Source organism: Haloactinopolyspora sp., from assembly GCF_027324685.1.
Taxonomy (GTDB): Bacteria; Actinomycetota; Actinomycetes; order Jiangellales; family Jiangellaceae; genus Haloactinopolyspora.
This window is the reverse complement of sequence record NZ_DAHVSH010000128.1, coordinates 1-13307: the sequence shown is the minus strand read 5'-3', so window position 1 is coordinate 13307 and position 13307 is coordinate 1. Positions and strand designations below refer to the sequence as shown.

Genomic DNA, 13307 nt, shown 5'->3' with positions numbered 1-13307 from the left:
ACTAACGTGAGCCTGGGAGACTACGTTGATCTCCGGAGGACCAACTACACGAGCACGACGGCAGGGCTGGGTTTTCCGGTACTCTGCCTAGCCAACCTGACGAGGGGCTCGGCGTTTGTGACGGGGAGACCCGGGTCAACACCTCGGGCATCAACGGATACGACACGTGTGTCGACCCCGCCGGGGGTCGCACCCCCGATGAGGGAGAACATGAGCGAGGTACGAGAAGTAGCGGTTCGAGAGACGGGCACCGAGGGCGGACTGTCCATCTTCGACGGCTCGCCGACGGGCGGGTTCACCATCGCGATGCGTGGCTACGACCGTGTGCAGGTCGAGCAGCACGTACGGCAACTCGAGGCGACGCTGGCTCAGGTGCGCAGCCGCGCTAACGACCTCGACAAGCAGGTCATGCGCCTGCGTCAGGAGCTGGCCGAGGCGAGCACAGAGCTGCGAGAGGTCGAGCGACCTTCCTACTCGGGGCTGGGTGCGCGTATCGAGCAGCTCTTGCGGCTCGCCGAGGAACAGGCCAGTGAACTCATCGCGCAGGCGGACAGCGAGGCCAGTGAGACCCGCGCCGAGGCCCAGGTCGATGCCACCGAGCTGCGCACGGCCGCTGAGAACGAGGCCGAGGAGATGCGCGCCAACGCCAAGCGCGCCGCCGACGAGCTCATCGACGAAGCGCGGGTCGAGGCCGAAGAGGTTCGTTCCTCGGCCAACCGCGAAGCGTCGAACCTGGTCGAAACCGCCAAGCGCGAGGCCGCCAAGGTTCGTTCGTCGATCGATCACGAGTCCAGCGAGCGCCGGGCGCAGGCCGAGCGAGAGATCAGCCGGCTGCGAGCCGTCGCCGAGCGCGAGGTCGCCGAGCTGCGGGCCACGACCAAGCGCGAAGTCGAGGAGCAGCGCACCACCGCCAAGCGCGAGGCCGAGTCCATGCGCGCAAAGGCCCAGGCCGTCCTGGACGAAGCCCAGGTCAAGGCGGAGAAGGAGAACACCGAGCACGAGCTGCAGCTCGTCGCCAAGCGTGAAGAGCTCGAGCGCGAGATCAACGAGCGCTACGAGGCTTCGGTCGCCGAGACCCAGAAGCTCGTCAACGACGCCGAGGCACGTGCGGCCGACGCCGAAGCCCGGGCCACGGCCGCGCACGAGCGTGCCGAGAAGGTTCGCCGCGAGGCCGACGAGCAGGCCAAGGCCCTGGTCGCCGGCGCCAAGCGCAACGCCGAGCAGCTCGTCGCCGAGGCCAAGGCGCACGCCGAGGCCACGGTCAACGAAGCCAAGACCGAGGCTTCGACCACGTTGACCGCCGCCAAGCGCGAGGTCGCCGAGCTCAACCGCCAGCGCGACAGCATCACCGCGCACCTCAGCCAGCTGCGCAGCCTGCTGGGTGGGGTCACCCCCGGCGAGCCCGCACCGGCGGTCGAGTCCAGCAAGTCCGACGACGTGGTCGACGCCGAACTCGTCGACGACCCGTCCCAGGACAAGTGAGTCGGGGTCAGCGCACCTCGTCAAGCAGGTCACGCACAGCTCCGGCCACCGCATCGGGTTGTTCGACCGGTGCGAGGTGGCCGGCGCCGGCGATGAGACGCGGGCGGCCTGGCTGAGCGAACGCGCCGGCCAGTGCCTCCGCGTCGCTCCGCCCGGTCAGCTCGTCCTCCTCCCCCACGATCACCACCCACGGCACGTCGGTTGCGGCGAGCGTGTCGAACGACGCCGCCCGCGCGGCCATGGCTCGCTGCGCCCAGGCCACCGCGTCGGGCCGGGCGCCGTCGAGCCACTGTCGCACCTGCGCGACGACATCGGGCCGCTCGCGTCTGGTGGTCTCCCCGAGCAAGGTGTCGAGCATGGGATACAGCGCGCGGGTGCCGTGGTTCAGGACGGCAGTGGCCACCCGCTCGCGATTAGCCTTCGCCTCGTCCGCGTCAGCGGCCGCCTTGGTGTCGATCAAGGCCACGCCACCGACCCGGTCGCGGTGCCGGCGCAGCATCGCCATCGCGACGTACCCACCGAGCGACACGCCGCCGACGACGACCCGCTGGAGGCCGAGGCGGTCGAGCAACGCCGCGACGTCGTCGGCCATGGCCTCGACCGACGGTTCCTCCAGACCGGGCCCGGGCGAGTCGCCGAAGCCGCGCAGGTCAGGAAGAATGAATCGCCGTTGTCCGGCCAGCGCTGACACGACGCCGGTGAACATCGCGGCCGACAGCGGGAAGGCGTGCAACAGCACGACCGGCATGCCCTCGACGTCGCTGCCGTGGTCGGTGTAGGCGAGTTCCACAGTCATACGCCGACCCTAGTGATCTACGAGCCGCGGCGGATCCGCGCGTTCCAGCAGCCGGTGTGCCAATGCCGCCGCTCGTCGATTCCTTCACCGGTGAAGCTCGTACTCTGCGTCGGCCACGCGACGACGTGCGGGGTCGCCGGACGGATGAGTTGATCGCAGCCCGGACATCGGTAGGGCTTGGTGGACGAGCTGCCGGTGATGCGCCGGACCACCCATTCGCCGTCGGGCCAGGACTCCACCGATTCGTACATGCCCCTATCGTCGCTCAACAGGTCGCGAGCATGTCGGCCAAGGCGCTCTTCTCCGCGGCGTCGATCGTCAAGGCCCAGTCGTGCTTGACGTCGATCCAGTGCCGACTGTAGTAGCACCACCAGTTCGTGTTGTCCGGGCGCCACTCGGCCGGGTCCTTGTCGCTCTTGGCGCTGTTGCTCGAGCCCGAGACGGCGATGAGCTGCCCGCGCGAGAGGTCGTTGGCGAAATCCGCGCGCTTGGCGTCGGTCCACGATCGGGCTCCCGAGCGCCACGCTTCGGCCAGCGGAACCATGTGGTCGATGTCGACGTCCGCGGGGTCGCTCACCCAGATCTGGTCGTACACGCTGTACCACCGGCCGCTGGTCGGGTAGCAGTCGTTGCCGGTCTCGACACCGGCCCCGTCACGGCGGAGGACGACCTCTCGCGTGTTGCAGTTTCCTTCCTGCGCGCGCCAGTGCGGAAACCGGTCGCGGGAGTAGCCGTCGTCGGATTGTGGCGCGCTGACGGTGATGGCGGCCAGTTGGGCCTGTGCTTCGTTCACCGACGGTGGGTCGGGCGGGTAAGCGGCGGCCGGGCCCGGTATGGCGACGGCCAACCCGAGAGCGGCGACGGCGGCGACCAGGACGCGAAGCAGTCGATTCGACATGGCCTTGACCTTCCGATTGGCTCGAATTGACCGTTCGCGTCAAGGATGCCCGACATGCCGCGTTCTGTCAGCACCTGCGCGCGGCGTTCAACATCCATTCGCCGAGCTGTGGCCGGTACTTCAGAACAGGGCTATCGTCATCGCACGGGAGTGTGACCGATGCCTGATGCTGAGCAGACCGCCATCGTGCACGAACAGACGGCGCAGCTGCACGCCAAACATCGCCACCTCGGCCATGATCAGGTCATCTCGTTCTATCCGCCACGGATGCGGGCTCAGGCGCATCTGTTCGGTGTCGCGTACACGCACGTCGACGGCACCCGGTGGAACTTCGGCGACTGGGACTACCCGTTCCCGTTGCAGTCGATCGCCAAAGTGTTCATCCATGCTCTGGCGCTGCAGGACAACGGCCGCGAAGGCACGCTGCGCCACGTGGGCGTCGAGCCGAGCGGCGACCCCTTCTACGAGATCACGTTTGACGAGACCAACAACCGGCCGTTCAATCCGATGATCAACGCCGGGGCGCTGGTGACGACCAGTCTGATACACGGCGACACCAGGGACGAGAAGGTTGCGCGCCTCTTGCAGATGCTGCGGACCTTTTCCGGCAACCACCGTCTGCAAGTCGACGAGGAAACCCTCGCCCGCGAACTCGAGTCGAACGACCGCAACCTCGCGTTGAGCTACTTGATGCGTAGCCTCGGCATGCTCACCGGCGACGTGTACGACAACCTCGTCGTCTACCTATCAGCATGTTCGGTCAAGGTCACCGGGCGCGAACTGGCCGACATGGGGGCCACTCTCGCCAATGGCGGGGTCCACCCGGTCACCGGACAGCGGGCGCTGCCTCGGGCCCTGGTCCGCGATGTCGCCACCGTGATGCTGATGTGCGGCATGTACACCGCGGCCGGCCAGTGGGCCTACGACGTCGGAATCCCGGCGAAGAGCGGGGTCAGCGGCGGGCTGCTCGTGGTGCTCCCGAACCGCTTCGGCGCCGGCTTCTTCTCCCCGGGCCTGGACCGGCACGGCAACAGCGTTCGTGCCGTCAACATGTGCCGCGACCTGTCGAACCGATTGGGTCTGCATGTCTTCGCCGACTCCGCCGACACGACATTCGGGCGCCGGGAGCCGGTCGATGCTGATCAAGCGCTTAGGCGAGAGCCGACCAGCGCCGGAGAAGGCGCGCCTCGATCGCCGCGAAGACAGCGTTCATGAACGCAGCACCGGCCAAATGATCGCCAGCACCACGAGTCCGGACGGCGAGATCGATGCCGCACCGGCCCTCTCTACCACTACACACCCCACCGCAGGAGCCATAAGCATCGCCTATGGAATAGTTAAGGATAGTTTGGATTGCCTTTGTACTCCAGCCATGCCAATGTGTGCGAAACACGCGGTCTACCAGGTTGCTCACCAGCTAGTGGTACGCACACGCAGGGAAGGAAGCACACATGAGTGAAGATCGACGCTCGCCGGACCTCCGCATGACGCGGCGTCGCCGCACCAGCGCGGTCGTCATCGGCGTGCTCCTGGCCGCCCTGTTGGTCCTGCCTTGGCCGCAGAACATGCCGAAACCGATCATTCTCGGAATCATCCCGGCACCGCTGTTCTTCTGGGTTCTCTGGACCGGGGCCTTCATCGCCTACGTCGCGTGGATCGCCTTCCGCTGGGATCCGTATGCGGACGTCGTGAGGCGAAATGCACCCGCCAACGACGATGAGCGCTGAAAGGCAGGACGTAGTCGATGTCTGTCACCGCCATGTGGATCGCTCTGTCCTGCTTCGCACTTGTGATGGTCGCGCTCGGATACCTGGGCCATCGCGGCACCAGCAATACCATGGAGGACTTCGTCCTCGGTGGGCGCAAGCTCGGGATGCTGCCCGCTTTCTTCACCGTCACTGCCACGCTGTTCAGCGCGTTCTCCTACTTCGGCATCACCGGCCAGTACTACACCGACGGCATCGGCGCCTGGATCCAAGTCGCCACCACCGCTGCAGTCGGGCCGATCTTGTACTTTGCCGGCACGCGGATCTGGCTGGTCGCTCGCCGCTACGGATTCGTCAATGTCACCGAGTACCTGTCTGATCGCTTCAACAACCGCTTGGTCGGGCTCGTGGCCGGCCTGATCATGATCAGTGCACTGGTTCCGTACATGGGCGCGCAGTTCCGCGGCAGCGGGCTCACGCTGGACGCCGTCACCAACGGGGGTATCCCGTACTGGGCCGGAGCGATCTTCCTCGCCACTGTCGTCACTCTCTACGTCATGTCCGGCGGTTTCCGCAGTGTCGTCTGGACCGATGTGGTGCAGGGTGCGCTGATGTACGTGCTGCTCGGCGTGGCAATGCTGATTCTGGTGTTCTCCGCAACCGGCGGATTCAGCGACCTGATGAACCGCGTCGGCGAGGAGTCCGAGCTACTTTCCAACCCGGGAGCCAACGACTTGTTCGGCTTGCCTTATCTGATCTCGGTGTTGGTCATCTTTGCCGCAGCGCATTTCACCATGCCGCAGCTACAGCAGCGCTGGATGGCGGCCAGAAGTCACACAACGCTCAAGTTCATAGCGCTGTCCCTACCTGTTGGCACCGCGATGATCTACATTTTCTGCTTCTACATCGCGATGGTTGGAGTGGTCACCCGTCCGGGCGACGAGCGGCCGGAAGCCATCTACCCATCGATGATCATCGACGTGCTGCCACAATGGCTCCTCCTCCTGGCGATCCTTGCCATCATCGCTGCTACCGGCAGCACGGCGAACTCGATCGTGCTGACCCTGGGTTCGATGGTGGCCAAGGAATACGTCGGCCGACGCTATAACGCCGACCGGTTCTTGACCATGACTACACGAATCATGCTGCCATTCCTCGTGGCCGGCGGGTTGCTGGTCGCGTTCTACGGGCCGAGCACCATCATCGGGATCATCGTAGAGATCACCTGGCCGGCGGTCTTTCTCATCTTCCCGACGCTTCTGGCCGGACTGTACTGGCGGCGTGCGACGGCCGCCGCAGCGGTGGCCTCCATGTTGATCTCGGAGACGCTGTTCATCTGCCTGCACCAAGGGTGGATCAGCATTGACCTGTCCGGCTGGCACCCGGCCATCCCGGCCGGCCTCGTCGGCGTGCTGGTACTCGTCGTTGGCAGCCTGATGACCCAGCCACCGCCGAAGGAGCACGTCGATCGGCATTTCGCCATGTTCGAGGAGCCAGCCCAGGTGAGCGTATGACGAAGCAGCCGGTTGCCGTCGTCACAGGCGGCTCGGCCGGTATCGGCAAAGCTGTTGGTAATCGGCTCCGCGCCGAGGGTTACCGAGTGGTCTCGTTGTCAAGGCAAGGCGGGGAGTACCGCGCCGACGTCAGCGATCCGGTCGCCGTCGACGCCGCCGCAGCCCAGGTCTTAGCCGACACCGGCGGGGTCGACGCCCTCGTCACCTGCGCCGGGATCGTGGGGCGCGAGCACCTCGCCGACGCATCGCCGGAGCACATCGCGCGGCAGGTCGGCGTGAACCTGATGGGCACCATGCATGCCTGCCGGGCGTTTTCCGCGGCACTCACCGAGTCACGCGGCACCATCGTGACGATGAGTTCGTCCATCGCCGCCAGCCCGCAACACGGGACAAGCGCCTACGCCGCCGCCAAGGGCGGTGTCGAAGCTTTCACCAAGGCATTGGCGTTGGAGCTCGCGCCTGGCGGGGTCCGGGTCAACGCGGTGCGGCCAGCGCTCGTCGAGAGCCGGATCTGGATCAATGCCGGAATGGATCCGAAGAAGTATCGCGCGCTACTCGAGCAGCGGGCGGCCGAATATCCGCTCGGCCGGGTCGGTCAACCGGAGGACATCGCCGCGGCTGTGGCTTTCCTGGTATCCGCCGAGGCGGCTTGGATCACCGGGATCGTCCTACCGGTCGACGGCGGCGGCGGGCTCGTCGGTAAGTGAGCCCAACGGCGCCGCGCCAGCCAGGAACGCATCGATGGCCCGCGAGTACGGCGTCGGGTCGATTCCCTGCTTGGCCAGCCACGCGTCGTCGTAGAAGGACTCGCTGTACCGGTCGCCCCGGTCACAAATCAGCGTCACCACGCTGCCTCGTTCGCCGGCCCGGACCATCTCCGAAATCAGGTGGAAGGCGCCCCACAGGTTGGTGCCCGTGGATGGCCCGGCGGCGTTTCCGGTGACGCTTTTCAGACATTGCATGGCGGCTACCGATGCACCGTCGGGAACGCGCAGCATCCGATCGACGACGCCGGGGGTAAACGACGGCTCCACCCGCGGGCGCCCGATGCCTTCGATCCGCGAACCGGTGGTCGTCACCGTCACATCACCGGTGCACCATGCCTCGTAGTAGGCCGATCCTTCAGGGTCGACGGCGAGCACACTGGAAGGCTGCCGGTGCCGCCGCACATAGCGGCCGATGGTGGCGCTGGTACCACCGGTGCCCATGCCGACGACGATCCAGCGCGGCACCGGAAACCGCTCCAAGCTCATCTGCCCGAAGATTACCTCCGCGACGCTGGGCGCCTCGCACGCTTCGCTCGCCGCCGCCGCGTGAGTGAACTGGTCGAGGTAGTGACCGCCAAGCTCACCGGCCAGCCGGGCAGCCTCGGCATACACCGAGGACGCATCCTCGACCATGTGACACCGTCCGCCGTAGGACTCGATCAGGGCGAGTTTTGTCGGACTGGTACCCCGGGGGACGACGGCTACGAAGGGCAGCCCGAGCAATTGCGCGAAGTAGGCCTCGGAGACTGCGGTGGATCCGCTGGAGGCTTCTACAACCGTCGTTCCCTCCCGGATCCAACCGTTGATCAGCCCATACACCATGAGCGAGCGGGCCAGCCGGTGCTTGAGCGATCCGGTTGGATACACGGACTCGTCCTTGAGGTAGAGATCCACACCCCATGCGCGCGGCAGCGGAAAACGCAGCAGGTGCGTCTCACCGGTGCGGTTGCGATCCGCCTCCAAACGAGCCAAAGCGTCATGCAGCCAGCGGCGATCGGAAAGATCAGGGTCGGACATGACGCCACGATCCCATCCGGAATCCCCCAAAGCAAGACACATATTTGTTAGCGTTGTCATTGGCATTACTTATGGGAGGCCGGTGTGATCGAGATTCGTCACCTCCAGCTCTTGCAGAAGGTCGCTGCCACCGGTTCCTTGTCCGCCGCGGCACGCGAGCTCGGCTTCTCCCAGCCGGCGGCCAGCCAGCAAATGCGCGCGCTGGAACGATCCGTTCGCACGCCCATTCTGTTGCGCAATCCGGGCAACACCACGCTCACCGAAGCCGGGGAGATTCTGCTGCAGCATGCAGAAGAGGTTCTGGCTAGGCTCGCGCTGGCGAAAAAGGAGATCGCGGCCATCACCAACCTCGAGTCCGGCACCGTCCGGCTGGCGTCGTTCCCCAGCAGCAGCGCCACCATCCTGCCGCGGGCGCTGAGCATGGTCAGCCAGCAGCACCCCGGCGTGCACTTCACGTTGGTGGAGGCAGAGCCACCAGAGTCGCTCAGTCTGCTCCGGCAGGGCTCGTGCGAAATCGTCATCGGCTACACGTACCGACGGCCGCTCGAGACTGAGCCGCAGGGCTTGCTGCGGATACCGCTGTGTGACGATCCACTGCACCTGGCTCTCCCCCGGGGCCACCGACTGGCCGGAAAGACGCAGCCCGTGTCCATGAACCAACTGCGCCGGGAGCGTTGGATCGCCGGGTGTCCCCGATGCCGTCGGCAGCTCGTGGAGACCTGTCAGGACGCTGGGTTCGAGCCGGATATCGCGTTCTCAACCGACGATTACCTGGCCGTGCGCAGCCTCGTTTCCGAGGGTTTCGGCGTGGCCCTGCTGTCCGGCCTCATGCTGTCCTCCGTCAGGCTCGGTACGTTGGAGTTGTGTGCCGTCAAACCGGCGCCGGTGCGGGCCATCAGCGCCTACACGACGCCCGCGCTGGCCAAGGTGCCAGCAGTGCGGGCAACGTTGGAGGCACTGGCCACCATCAGCCGCAAGCTGCGTGCCGAGGGCGGCCCCGGGCCGCTTCCGGTGAGCGGCTGAGTACTCACGGCGTCGCCGTGCTGTAAAGCCCCCGGCCGACCGCCAGCTTCACGCCGTCGCCGTTGGCCACCAGAGCATCGGCGACGCCCAACGTGCGCCCGCGCCGCACCACGGTCCCGACTGCCCGCAGGTAGTCGCCCGGTTTGGCCGGGCGCAGATAATCCATCCGTAGGTCGATGGTGGGAAGCCCGATCCCAACCTGGGTGACCAAGGCGAAATCTGCCGCGATGTCAGCCAGGGTGGCCAGCAGCCCACCGTGGATGTAGGTACCGTCGGTGTTGCCGCAGAACTCGGGTCGGCCCGCCATACCGATGACCACCTGGCCGGGCTTGGCGTCCAGCAGTTCAAGGCCCAGCCACTTGTGGTAAGCCGGTCCGGTCAGCAGCGATTCGACCAGATCGCGGTTTACGTCGTCGTTACTCGTCACGTCGTCTCCGTTCCTATGTACGCTGCTGAGCCAGTTCGACCAGGCGGGCGCGGTCGGTCTTGCCGGTACCGCCGACGGGCAGCTCGTCGACGAACCACACCCGCCGCGGATGTGCGTGCGGCGCGCCCTCGGCCAGGGCGTACTCCTTCACTTGTTGCTCGGTCAGGCTGCCGTCGGCCTTCACGAACGCGACCGGGACCTGACCCTTTTGCGGATGCGCGACGGGGACGACGGCCACCTGTCGCACGCCCGGCATGGTCAACAGCAGTTTCTCCACCTCGATCGGATACACGTTCTCTCCGCCGACGTTCATCATGTCGTCGGCCCGGCCGAGCACCCGGTACCAGCCGTCAGCGTCGGCGATGGCGAGATCTCCGGTGCGCAACCAGCCATCCCGGCTGATTTTCGACGCGGTCACGGCCGGCAGGTTGTAGTAGCCGAGAGTGACGCCAGGGTTGCGGACCCACATCTCACCGACATGACCGACTGGCACCTCCGGCGCATCCGACACGCCCCGGTCCGGCATCTCCCCGACGTTGAGCAGATGGACCTCGCAGCCGGGCAGCGGCTTGCCCGCCTGGCCGTAGCGGGGCTCACCGGATCGTGGCGTCATCAGTACCTGCGGACCGCCCTCGGTCAGCCCGTACGCCTCGATGACGGGCACGCCGAGGCCGGTGGTGAATCGGCGGCCAAGCTCGTCGGACAGCGGCGCTGAGCCACAGATGACGAACCGAAGAGAGGACAGGTCGTGTTTCTCGTGCTCCCCGCTGTCCAGCAATAGCTCGTAGGTGGCTGGCACGCCGGTGGTGTAGGTGCAGGCATGACGCTCGACCTCGGCCGGTATGCTGGCTGGCTTCGGCGACTCCCCGATGACGATCGTGCCACCCACCAGCAGAAGTGGCTTGACGACGCAGATCATCGCGTTCTTGTGGTGAAGCGGCGCGGTAACGAGGCCGCGATCGTCATCGGCGAGTTCCCAGACGGCGGCGACGGTCGAGGCATTCCAGTACTGGCCGCCATGAGTGAGCAAGCAGCCTTTCGGCGCGCCGGTCGAACCGGACGTATAGGGCTGCAGGCAAACGTCACCGGGATCGACGGGCTGAGCATCGGCGCTCGTACCGGCGGGCGCTGGACCGCTGGGCGTCGTCCAGCCGGTGTCAGCGGCGGTCAGCGTCGGCGTGCCCGCGGGCTCGGCCAGTTCGGCGGCCCGGTCCGCCAGCTCCGGCTGCGTCACGAGTACGGCCGGAGCCGCATCGGCCAGCACGTGCCGCAGGGAAGCCAACCCGGCCCTCGTGTTGAGCGGCACCGCCACAGCGCCGATCCACATCACCGCGAGCAGGGCTTCGATGAACCGGTGATGGTTCGAGAAGAGAAGGGCCACCCTCTGCCCCCGCTCCACTCCACATCCGCGCAGCACGGACGCGGTGTACCGCACCGACTGGTCCAGTTCGGCATAACTGATGGCACGGCTGCCCTGACGGATGGCAATCCGGTCCGGGTGCTCGGTGGCCTTACGCAAAAGCCGAACCGCGAGATTGGTGGCCGCGAGATCAGCGACAGTGCGGGGCGCGCTCACGGTGTGATGACGACCTTGCCGAACACCAGCCGGTCTTCGATCAGCCGTTCGGCCTCGCGGATCTGATCGAGCGGGAGCACGCGGTCGATGACCGGCTCGAGCCGGCCGTCGTGCACCATCTCCAGCAGAGCCTCCAGGTCCTCGCGGCGCCAGCCGTTGCTGCCCCGGATGTCCAGTTCCCGCACCCAGACATACGGCTGATACTGGGTGACCTCGTAACCGCTGGTGGCGCCGCAAGTCACCACGCGTCCGCCCGGCTTGGTAGCCCGGATGGACTGCTGCCAGGTGGCCGCGCCGGTGTTGTCGACCATGACGTCCACCCCCTGCTTGCCGGTGGCCTTCCAGATCTGCCCGCCCCAATCGTCGGAGCTGGTGTCGACGAGGATATCGGCGCCCAGCTCGCCGAGTCTCTTCAGCTTGTCTTGTGAGCTGGCGCAGGCGATGACGGTCGCGCCCGCGGCCTTGGCGATCATGACGGCACCGGTGCCGAGGCCACCGGCCGCGCCGAGAATGGCCACGGTCTCCCCGGCCTTCAGGCCACCACGTGTGATCAGCTGACGGCGGGCGGTGCCGTAGGCGATCGGCAACGCTGCGGCCTGCTCGAAGCTGACCTCGTCGGGCAGGGGGATGCAGTTGGTGTCCGGGACGGAGGCGTACTCAGCCAAGCCACCCTGCATGTCCTCACCGAGCGCCTTACCGTCGATCAGGGGATCGATCAGCACGCGCTGGCCGGGTTCGAGGCCCCTCACCTCAGCGCCGGTCTCCGCCACATCTCCGGCTATATCGCCGCCGGAGATGTGGGGTAGCGGCAGATTCGCGCCGGCCACTCCCTTGCGGACGAAGACGTCGAGGTGGTTGAGCGAGCAAGCGCGCACCCGAACCAGGACGTCGCGTGGCCCAACAAGCGGGCGCGGATGGTTCTGGACAATGCGGCCCTCGGGACCACCGCGCTTGATGATGACGGCCGCGCGCATGTCCGGCCCGCTGGTGGGGTGGCTCTCCACTCTGACCTCCGGCTGGTGAGACGTCGTGATGTACCCAACTCTGGGTGCTCGCCTACTCTGTCCATCCCGCTCACCAAAAAGCAAGACAGCAAAAGTTTAAGCTTCGCATAAGCCAGCCTTATTGGGGGGTTGGATGCGGAGCAGCGATACCGTGGCCCCATGCGCGTTGAAGTCGACCACGTTGTATGGGCGAGCCCGGACCTGGGCGCGCTGGTGGAGCGAGTCGCGGAACTCACCGGGGTGACGCCGGTGTTCGGCGGACGGCACGAGGGCCGGGGCACGCAAAACTACCTGCTAGGACTAGGTGGCGAGCGCTACCTGGAGCTGCTCGGGCCAGACCCGTCACAGCCGGAACCAGATCTCCCCCGGCCGATGCGCGTCGACGAGCTGACCGGACCTGCCTTGGTGGGCTGGGCGGTGCGGACGACCGCCATCCACGACGTGATCACCGCCGCCCGGAACCATGGCTACGACCCCGGTGCCGTGACGGAGATGTCCCGCCGCACCACTGACGACACGCTGCTGACGTGGCGTCTCACCCCGCCCGAGGGAGGGCTCGACGGCGTTGTGCCGTTCGTCATCGACTGGCTCCACAGCCCGCACCCGGCGACGCGCCTACCATCCGTCGAACTAGCTTCGCTGACCGTGCACCACCCCGAGCCAGCCCGGGTGAGTGCAGCGCTGACTGCCCTGGGTCTTCTGGATGAGTCAGTGGTCACCGTGGCGCCAGCCGCAAGACCCGGCATCACTGCCGTTGTCACCACCCCACACGGCGACGTCTCGATCCCATGAACGCCGCTCACATGTTGATCATGTGCCCGGCGATGCCGTCGACGGCTTCCTTGACCGCTTCGGACAGCGTCGGGTGCGCGTGAATGTTGCGCCCGACCTCGTCGGCGGTCAGGTCCCACATCTGAGCCAGCGTCAACTCCGGTAGCAACTCGGTGACGTCGGGCCCGATGAGGTGGGCCCCGAGCAGCTCGTTGTGCTCGGCGTCAGCGACGATCTTGACGAAGCCGGTGGCGTCCCCGAGGCCGTGCGCCTTGCCGTTGGCCATGAACGGGAACTTGGACACCTTGACCTGGTGCCCGAGTTTC

General features: G+C 66.6%; 14 protein-coding genes and 1 pseudogene. 7 read left to right on the top strand and 8 right to left on the bottom strand.

What is annotated here, in order from left to right:
• Positions 1-210 precede the first annotated feature (210 nt).
• On the top strand, positions 211-1482 hold the full coding sequence (locus M6444_RS14540) for a hypothetical protein (protein WP_298328744.1): 1272 nt from the start codon (positions 211-213) through the stop codon (positions 1480-1482).
• A 7-nt stretch (positions 1483-1489) separates the two neighbouring features.
• Here M6444_RS14540 and M6444_RS14535 read toward each other — a convergent pair whose 3' ends face one another.
• From M6444_RS14535 to M6444_RS14525, 3 genes are read right to left on the bottom strand one after another with little or no spacing between them, the layout of a single operon-like run.
• Entirely contained in the window at positions 1490-2278 is a 789-nt protein-coding gene (locus M6444_RS14535; RefSeq protein ID WP_298328741.1) for an alpha/beta hydrolase, read from the bottom strand.
• A gap of 17 nt (positions 2279-2295) precedes the next feature.
• Positions 2296-2529: a hypothetical protein gene (locus tag M6444_RS14530; RefSeq protein ID WP_298328738.1), complete on the bottom strand. Its 234-nt coding sequence runs from the start codon at positions 2527-2529 to the stop codon at positions 2296-2298.
• Between the two features lie 14 nt (positions 2530-2543).
• Positions 2544-3176, bottom strand: coding sequence for an HNH endonuclease family protein (locus M6444_RS14525; protein WP_298328735.1), 633 nt, complete (start codon positions 3174-3176; stop codon positions 2544-2546).
• 159 nt (positions 3177-3335) lie between these two features.
• On the opposite strand from M6444_RS14525, the gene glsA reads away from it, so the two are divergent.
• The 4 genes from glsA to M6444_RS14505 all read left to right on the top strand — a co-directional run bounded on the left by glsA (position 3336) and on the right by M6444_RS14505 (position 7103).
• Entirely contained in the window at positions 3336-4391 is a 1056-nt protein-coding gene (gene glsA, locus M6444_RS14520) for a glutaminase A (RefSeq protein ID WP_298328732.1), read from the top strand.
• Between the two features lie 236 nt (positions 4392-4627).
• Positions 4628-4903 (top strand): hypothetical protein, encoded by a 276-nt coding sequence (locus M6444_RS14515; protein WP_298328729.1) that lies wholly within the window; start codon positions 4628-4630, stop codon positions 4901-4903.
• Positions 4904-4920: 17 nt separating this feature from the next.
• On the top strand, positions 4921-6396 hold the full coding sequence (locus M6444_RS14510) for a sodium:solute symporter family protein (RefSeq protein ID WP_298328726.1): 1476 nt from the start codon (positions 4921-4923) through the stop codon (positions 6394-6396).
• Positions 6393-7103: an SDR family oxidoreductase gene (locus tag M6444_RS14505; protein ID WP_298328723.1), complete on the top strand. Its 711-nt coding sequence runs from the start codon at positions 6393-6395 to the stop codon at positions 7101-7103. Before M6444_RS14510 ends, M6444_RS14505 begins: the two co-directional genes overlap by 4 nt.
• Here the strand turns inward: M6444_RS14505 and M6444_RS14500 are convergent.
• Complete coding sequence (locus M6444_RS14500; RefSeq protein WP_298328721.1) at positions 7065-8180, bottom strand: PLP-dependent cysteine synthase family protein; 1116 nt, start codon at positions 8178-8180, stop codon at positions 7065-7067. The genes M6444_RS14505 and M6444_RS14500 overlap by 39 nt on opposite strands.
• Positions 8181-8264: 84 nt before the next feature.
• Here M6444_RS14500 and M6444_RS14495 point away from each other — a divergent pair, with 84 nt between their 5' ends.
• Positions 8265-9203: a LysR family transcriptional regulator gene (locus tag M6444_RS14495; RefSeq protein WP_298328718.1), complete on the top strand. Its 939-nt coding sequence runs from the start codon at positions 8265-8267 to the stop codon at positions 9201-9203.
• A 4-nt stretch (positions 9204-9207) separates the two neighbouring features.
• Here the strand turns inward: M6444_RS14495 and M6444_RS14490 are convergent, their stop codons facing one another.
• The 3 genes from M6444_RS14490 to M6444_RS14480 are packed head-to-tail and all read right to left on the bottom strand — an operon-like array spanning position 9208 to position 12180.
• Positions 9208-9630, bottom strand: a complete 423-nt coding sequence (locus M6444_RS14490; protein ID WP_298328715.1) for a PaaI family thioesterase — start codon at positions 9628-9630, stop codon at positions 9208-9210.
• A gap of 13 nt (positions 9631-9643) precedes the next feature.
• Complete coding sequence (locus M6444_RS14485) at positions 9644-11206, bottom strand: class I adenylate-forming enzyme family protein (protein WP_298328712.1); 1563 nt, start codon at positions 11204-11206, stop codon at positions 9644-9646.
• Positions 11203-12180 carry a zinc-binding dehydrogenase gene (locus tag M6444_RS14480; protein ID WP_298328709.1) on the bottom strand — a complete coding sequence of 326 codons (978 nt, stop codon included), beginning with the start codon at positions 12178-12180 and terminating at the stop codon, positions 11203-11205. Before M6444_RS14480 ends, M6444_RS14485 begins: the two co-directional genes overlap by 4 nt.
• A gap of 189 nt (positions 12181-12369) precedes the next feature.
• Between M6444_RS14480 and M6444_RS14475 the strand changes: the two genes are divergently transcribed.
• The gene (locus M6444_RS14475; protein ID WP_298328706.1) at positions 12370-13002 is read left to right on the top strand and encodes a VOC family protein; all 633 of its coding nucleotides are present in this window, start codon (positions 12370-12372) and stop codon (positions 13000-13002) included.
• A gap of 7 nt (positions 13003-13009) precedes the next feature.
• Here the strand turns inward: M6444_RS14475 and M6444_RS14470 are convergent.
• Positions 13010-13307 (bottom strand): annotated as a pseudogene (locus tag M6444_RS14470) (dihydrolipoyl dehydrogenase); the annotation flags it as partial.

Coding starts and splice junctions, on each gene's coding strand:
- M6444_RS14540 (WP_298328744.1), top strand. CDS start 211: ATGAGCGAGGTACGAGAAGTAGCGGTTCGAGAGACGGGCACCGAGGGC.
- M6444_RS14535 (WP_298328741.1), bottom strand. CDS start 2,278: ATGACTGTGGAACTCGCCTACACCGACCACGGCAGCGACGTCGAGGGC.
- M6444_RS14530 (WP_298328738.1), bottom strand. CDS start 2,529: ATGTACGAATCGGTGGAGTCCTGGCCCGACGGCGAATGGGTGGTCCGG.
- M6444_RS14525 (WP_298328735.1), bottom strand. CDS start 3,176: ATGTCGAATCGACTGCTTCGCGTCCTGGTCGCCGCCGTCGCCGCTCTC.
- glsA (WP_298328732.1), top strand. CDS start 3,336: ATGCCTGATGCTGAGCAGACCGCCATCGTGCACGAACAGACGGCGCAG.
- M6444_RS14515 (WP_298328729.1), top strand. CDS start 4,628: ATGAGTGAAGATCGACGCTCGCCGGACCTCCGCATGACGCGGCGTCGC.
- M6444_RS14510 (WP_298328726.1), top strand. CDS start 4,921: ATGTCTGTCACCGCCATGTGGATCGCTCTGTCCTGCTTCGCACTTGTG.
- M6444_RS14505 (WP_298328723.1), top strand. CDS start 6,393: ATGACGAAGCAGCCGGTTGCCGTCGTCACAGGCGGCTCGGCCGGTATC.
- M6444_RS14500 (WP_298328721.1), bottom strand. CDS start 8,180: ATGTCCGACCCTGATCTTTCCGATCGCCGCTGGCTGCATGACGCTTTG.
- M6444_RS14480 (WP_298328709.1), bottom strand. CDS start 12,180: ATGCGCGCGGCCGTCATCATCAAGCGCGGTGGTCCCGAGGGCCGCATT.
- M6444_RS14475 (WP_298328706.1), top strand. CDS start 12,370: ATGCGCGTTGAAGTCGACCACGTTGTATGGGCGAGCCCGGACCTGGGC.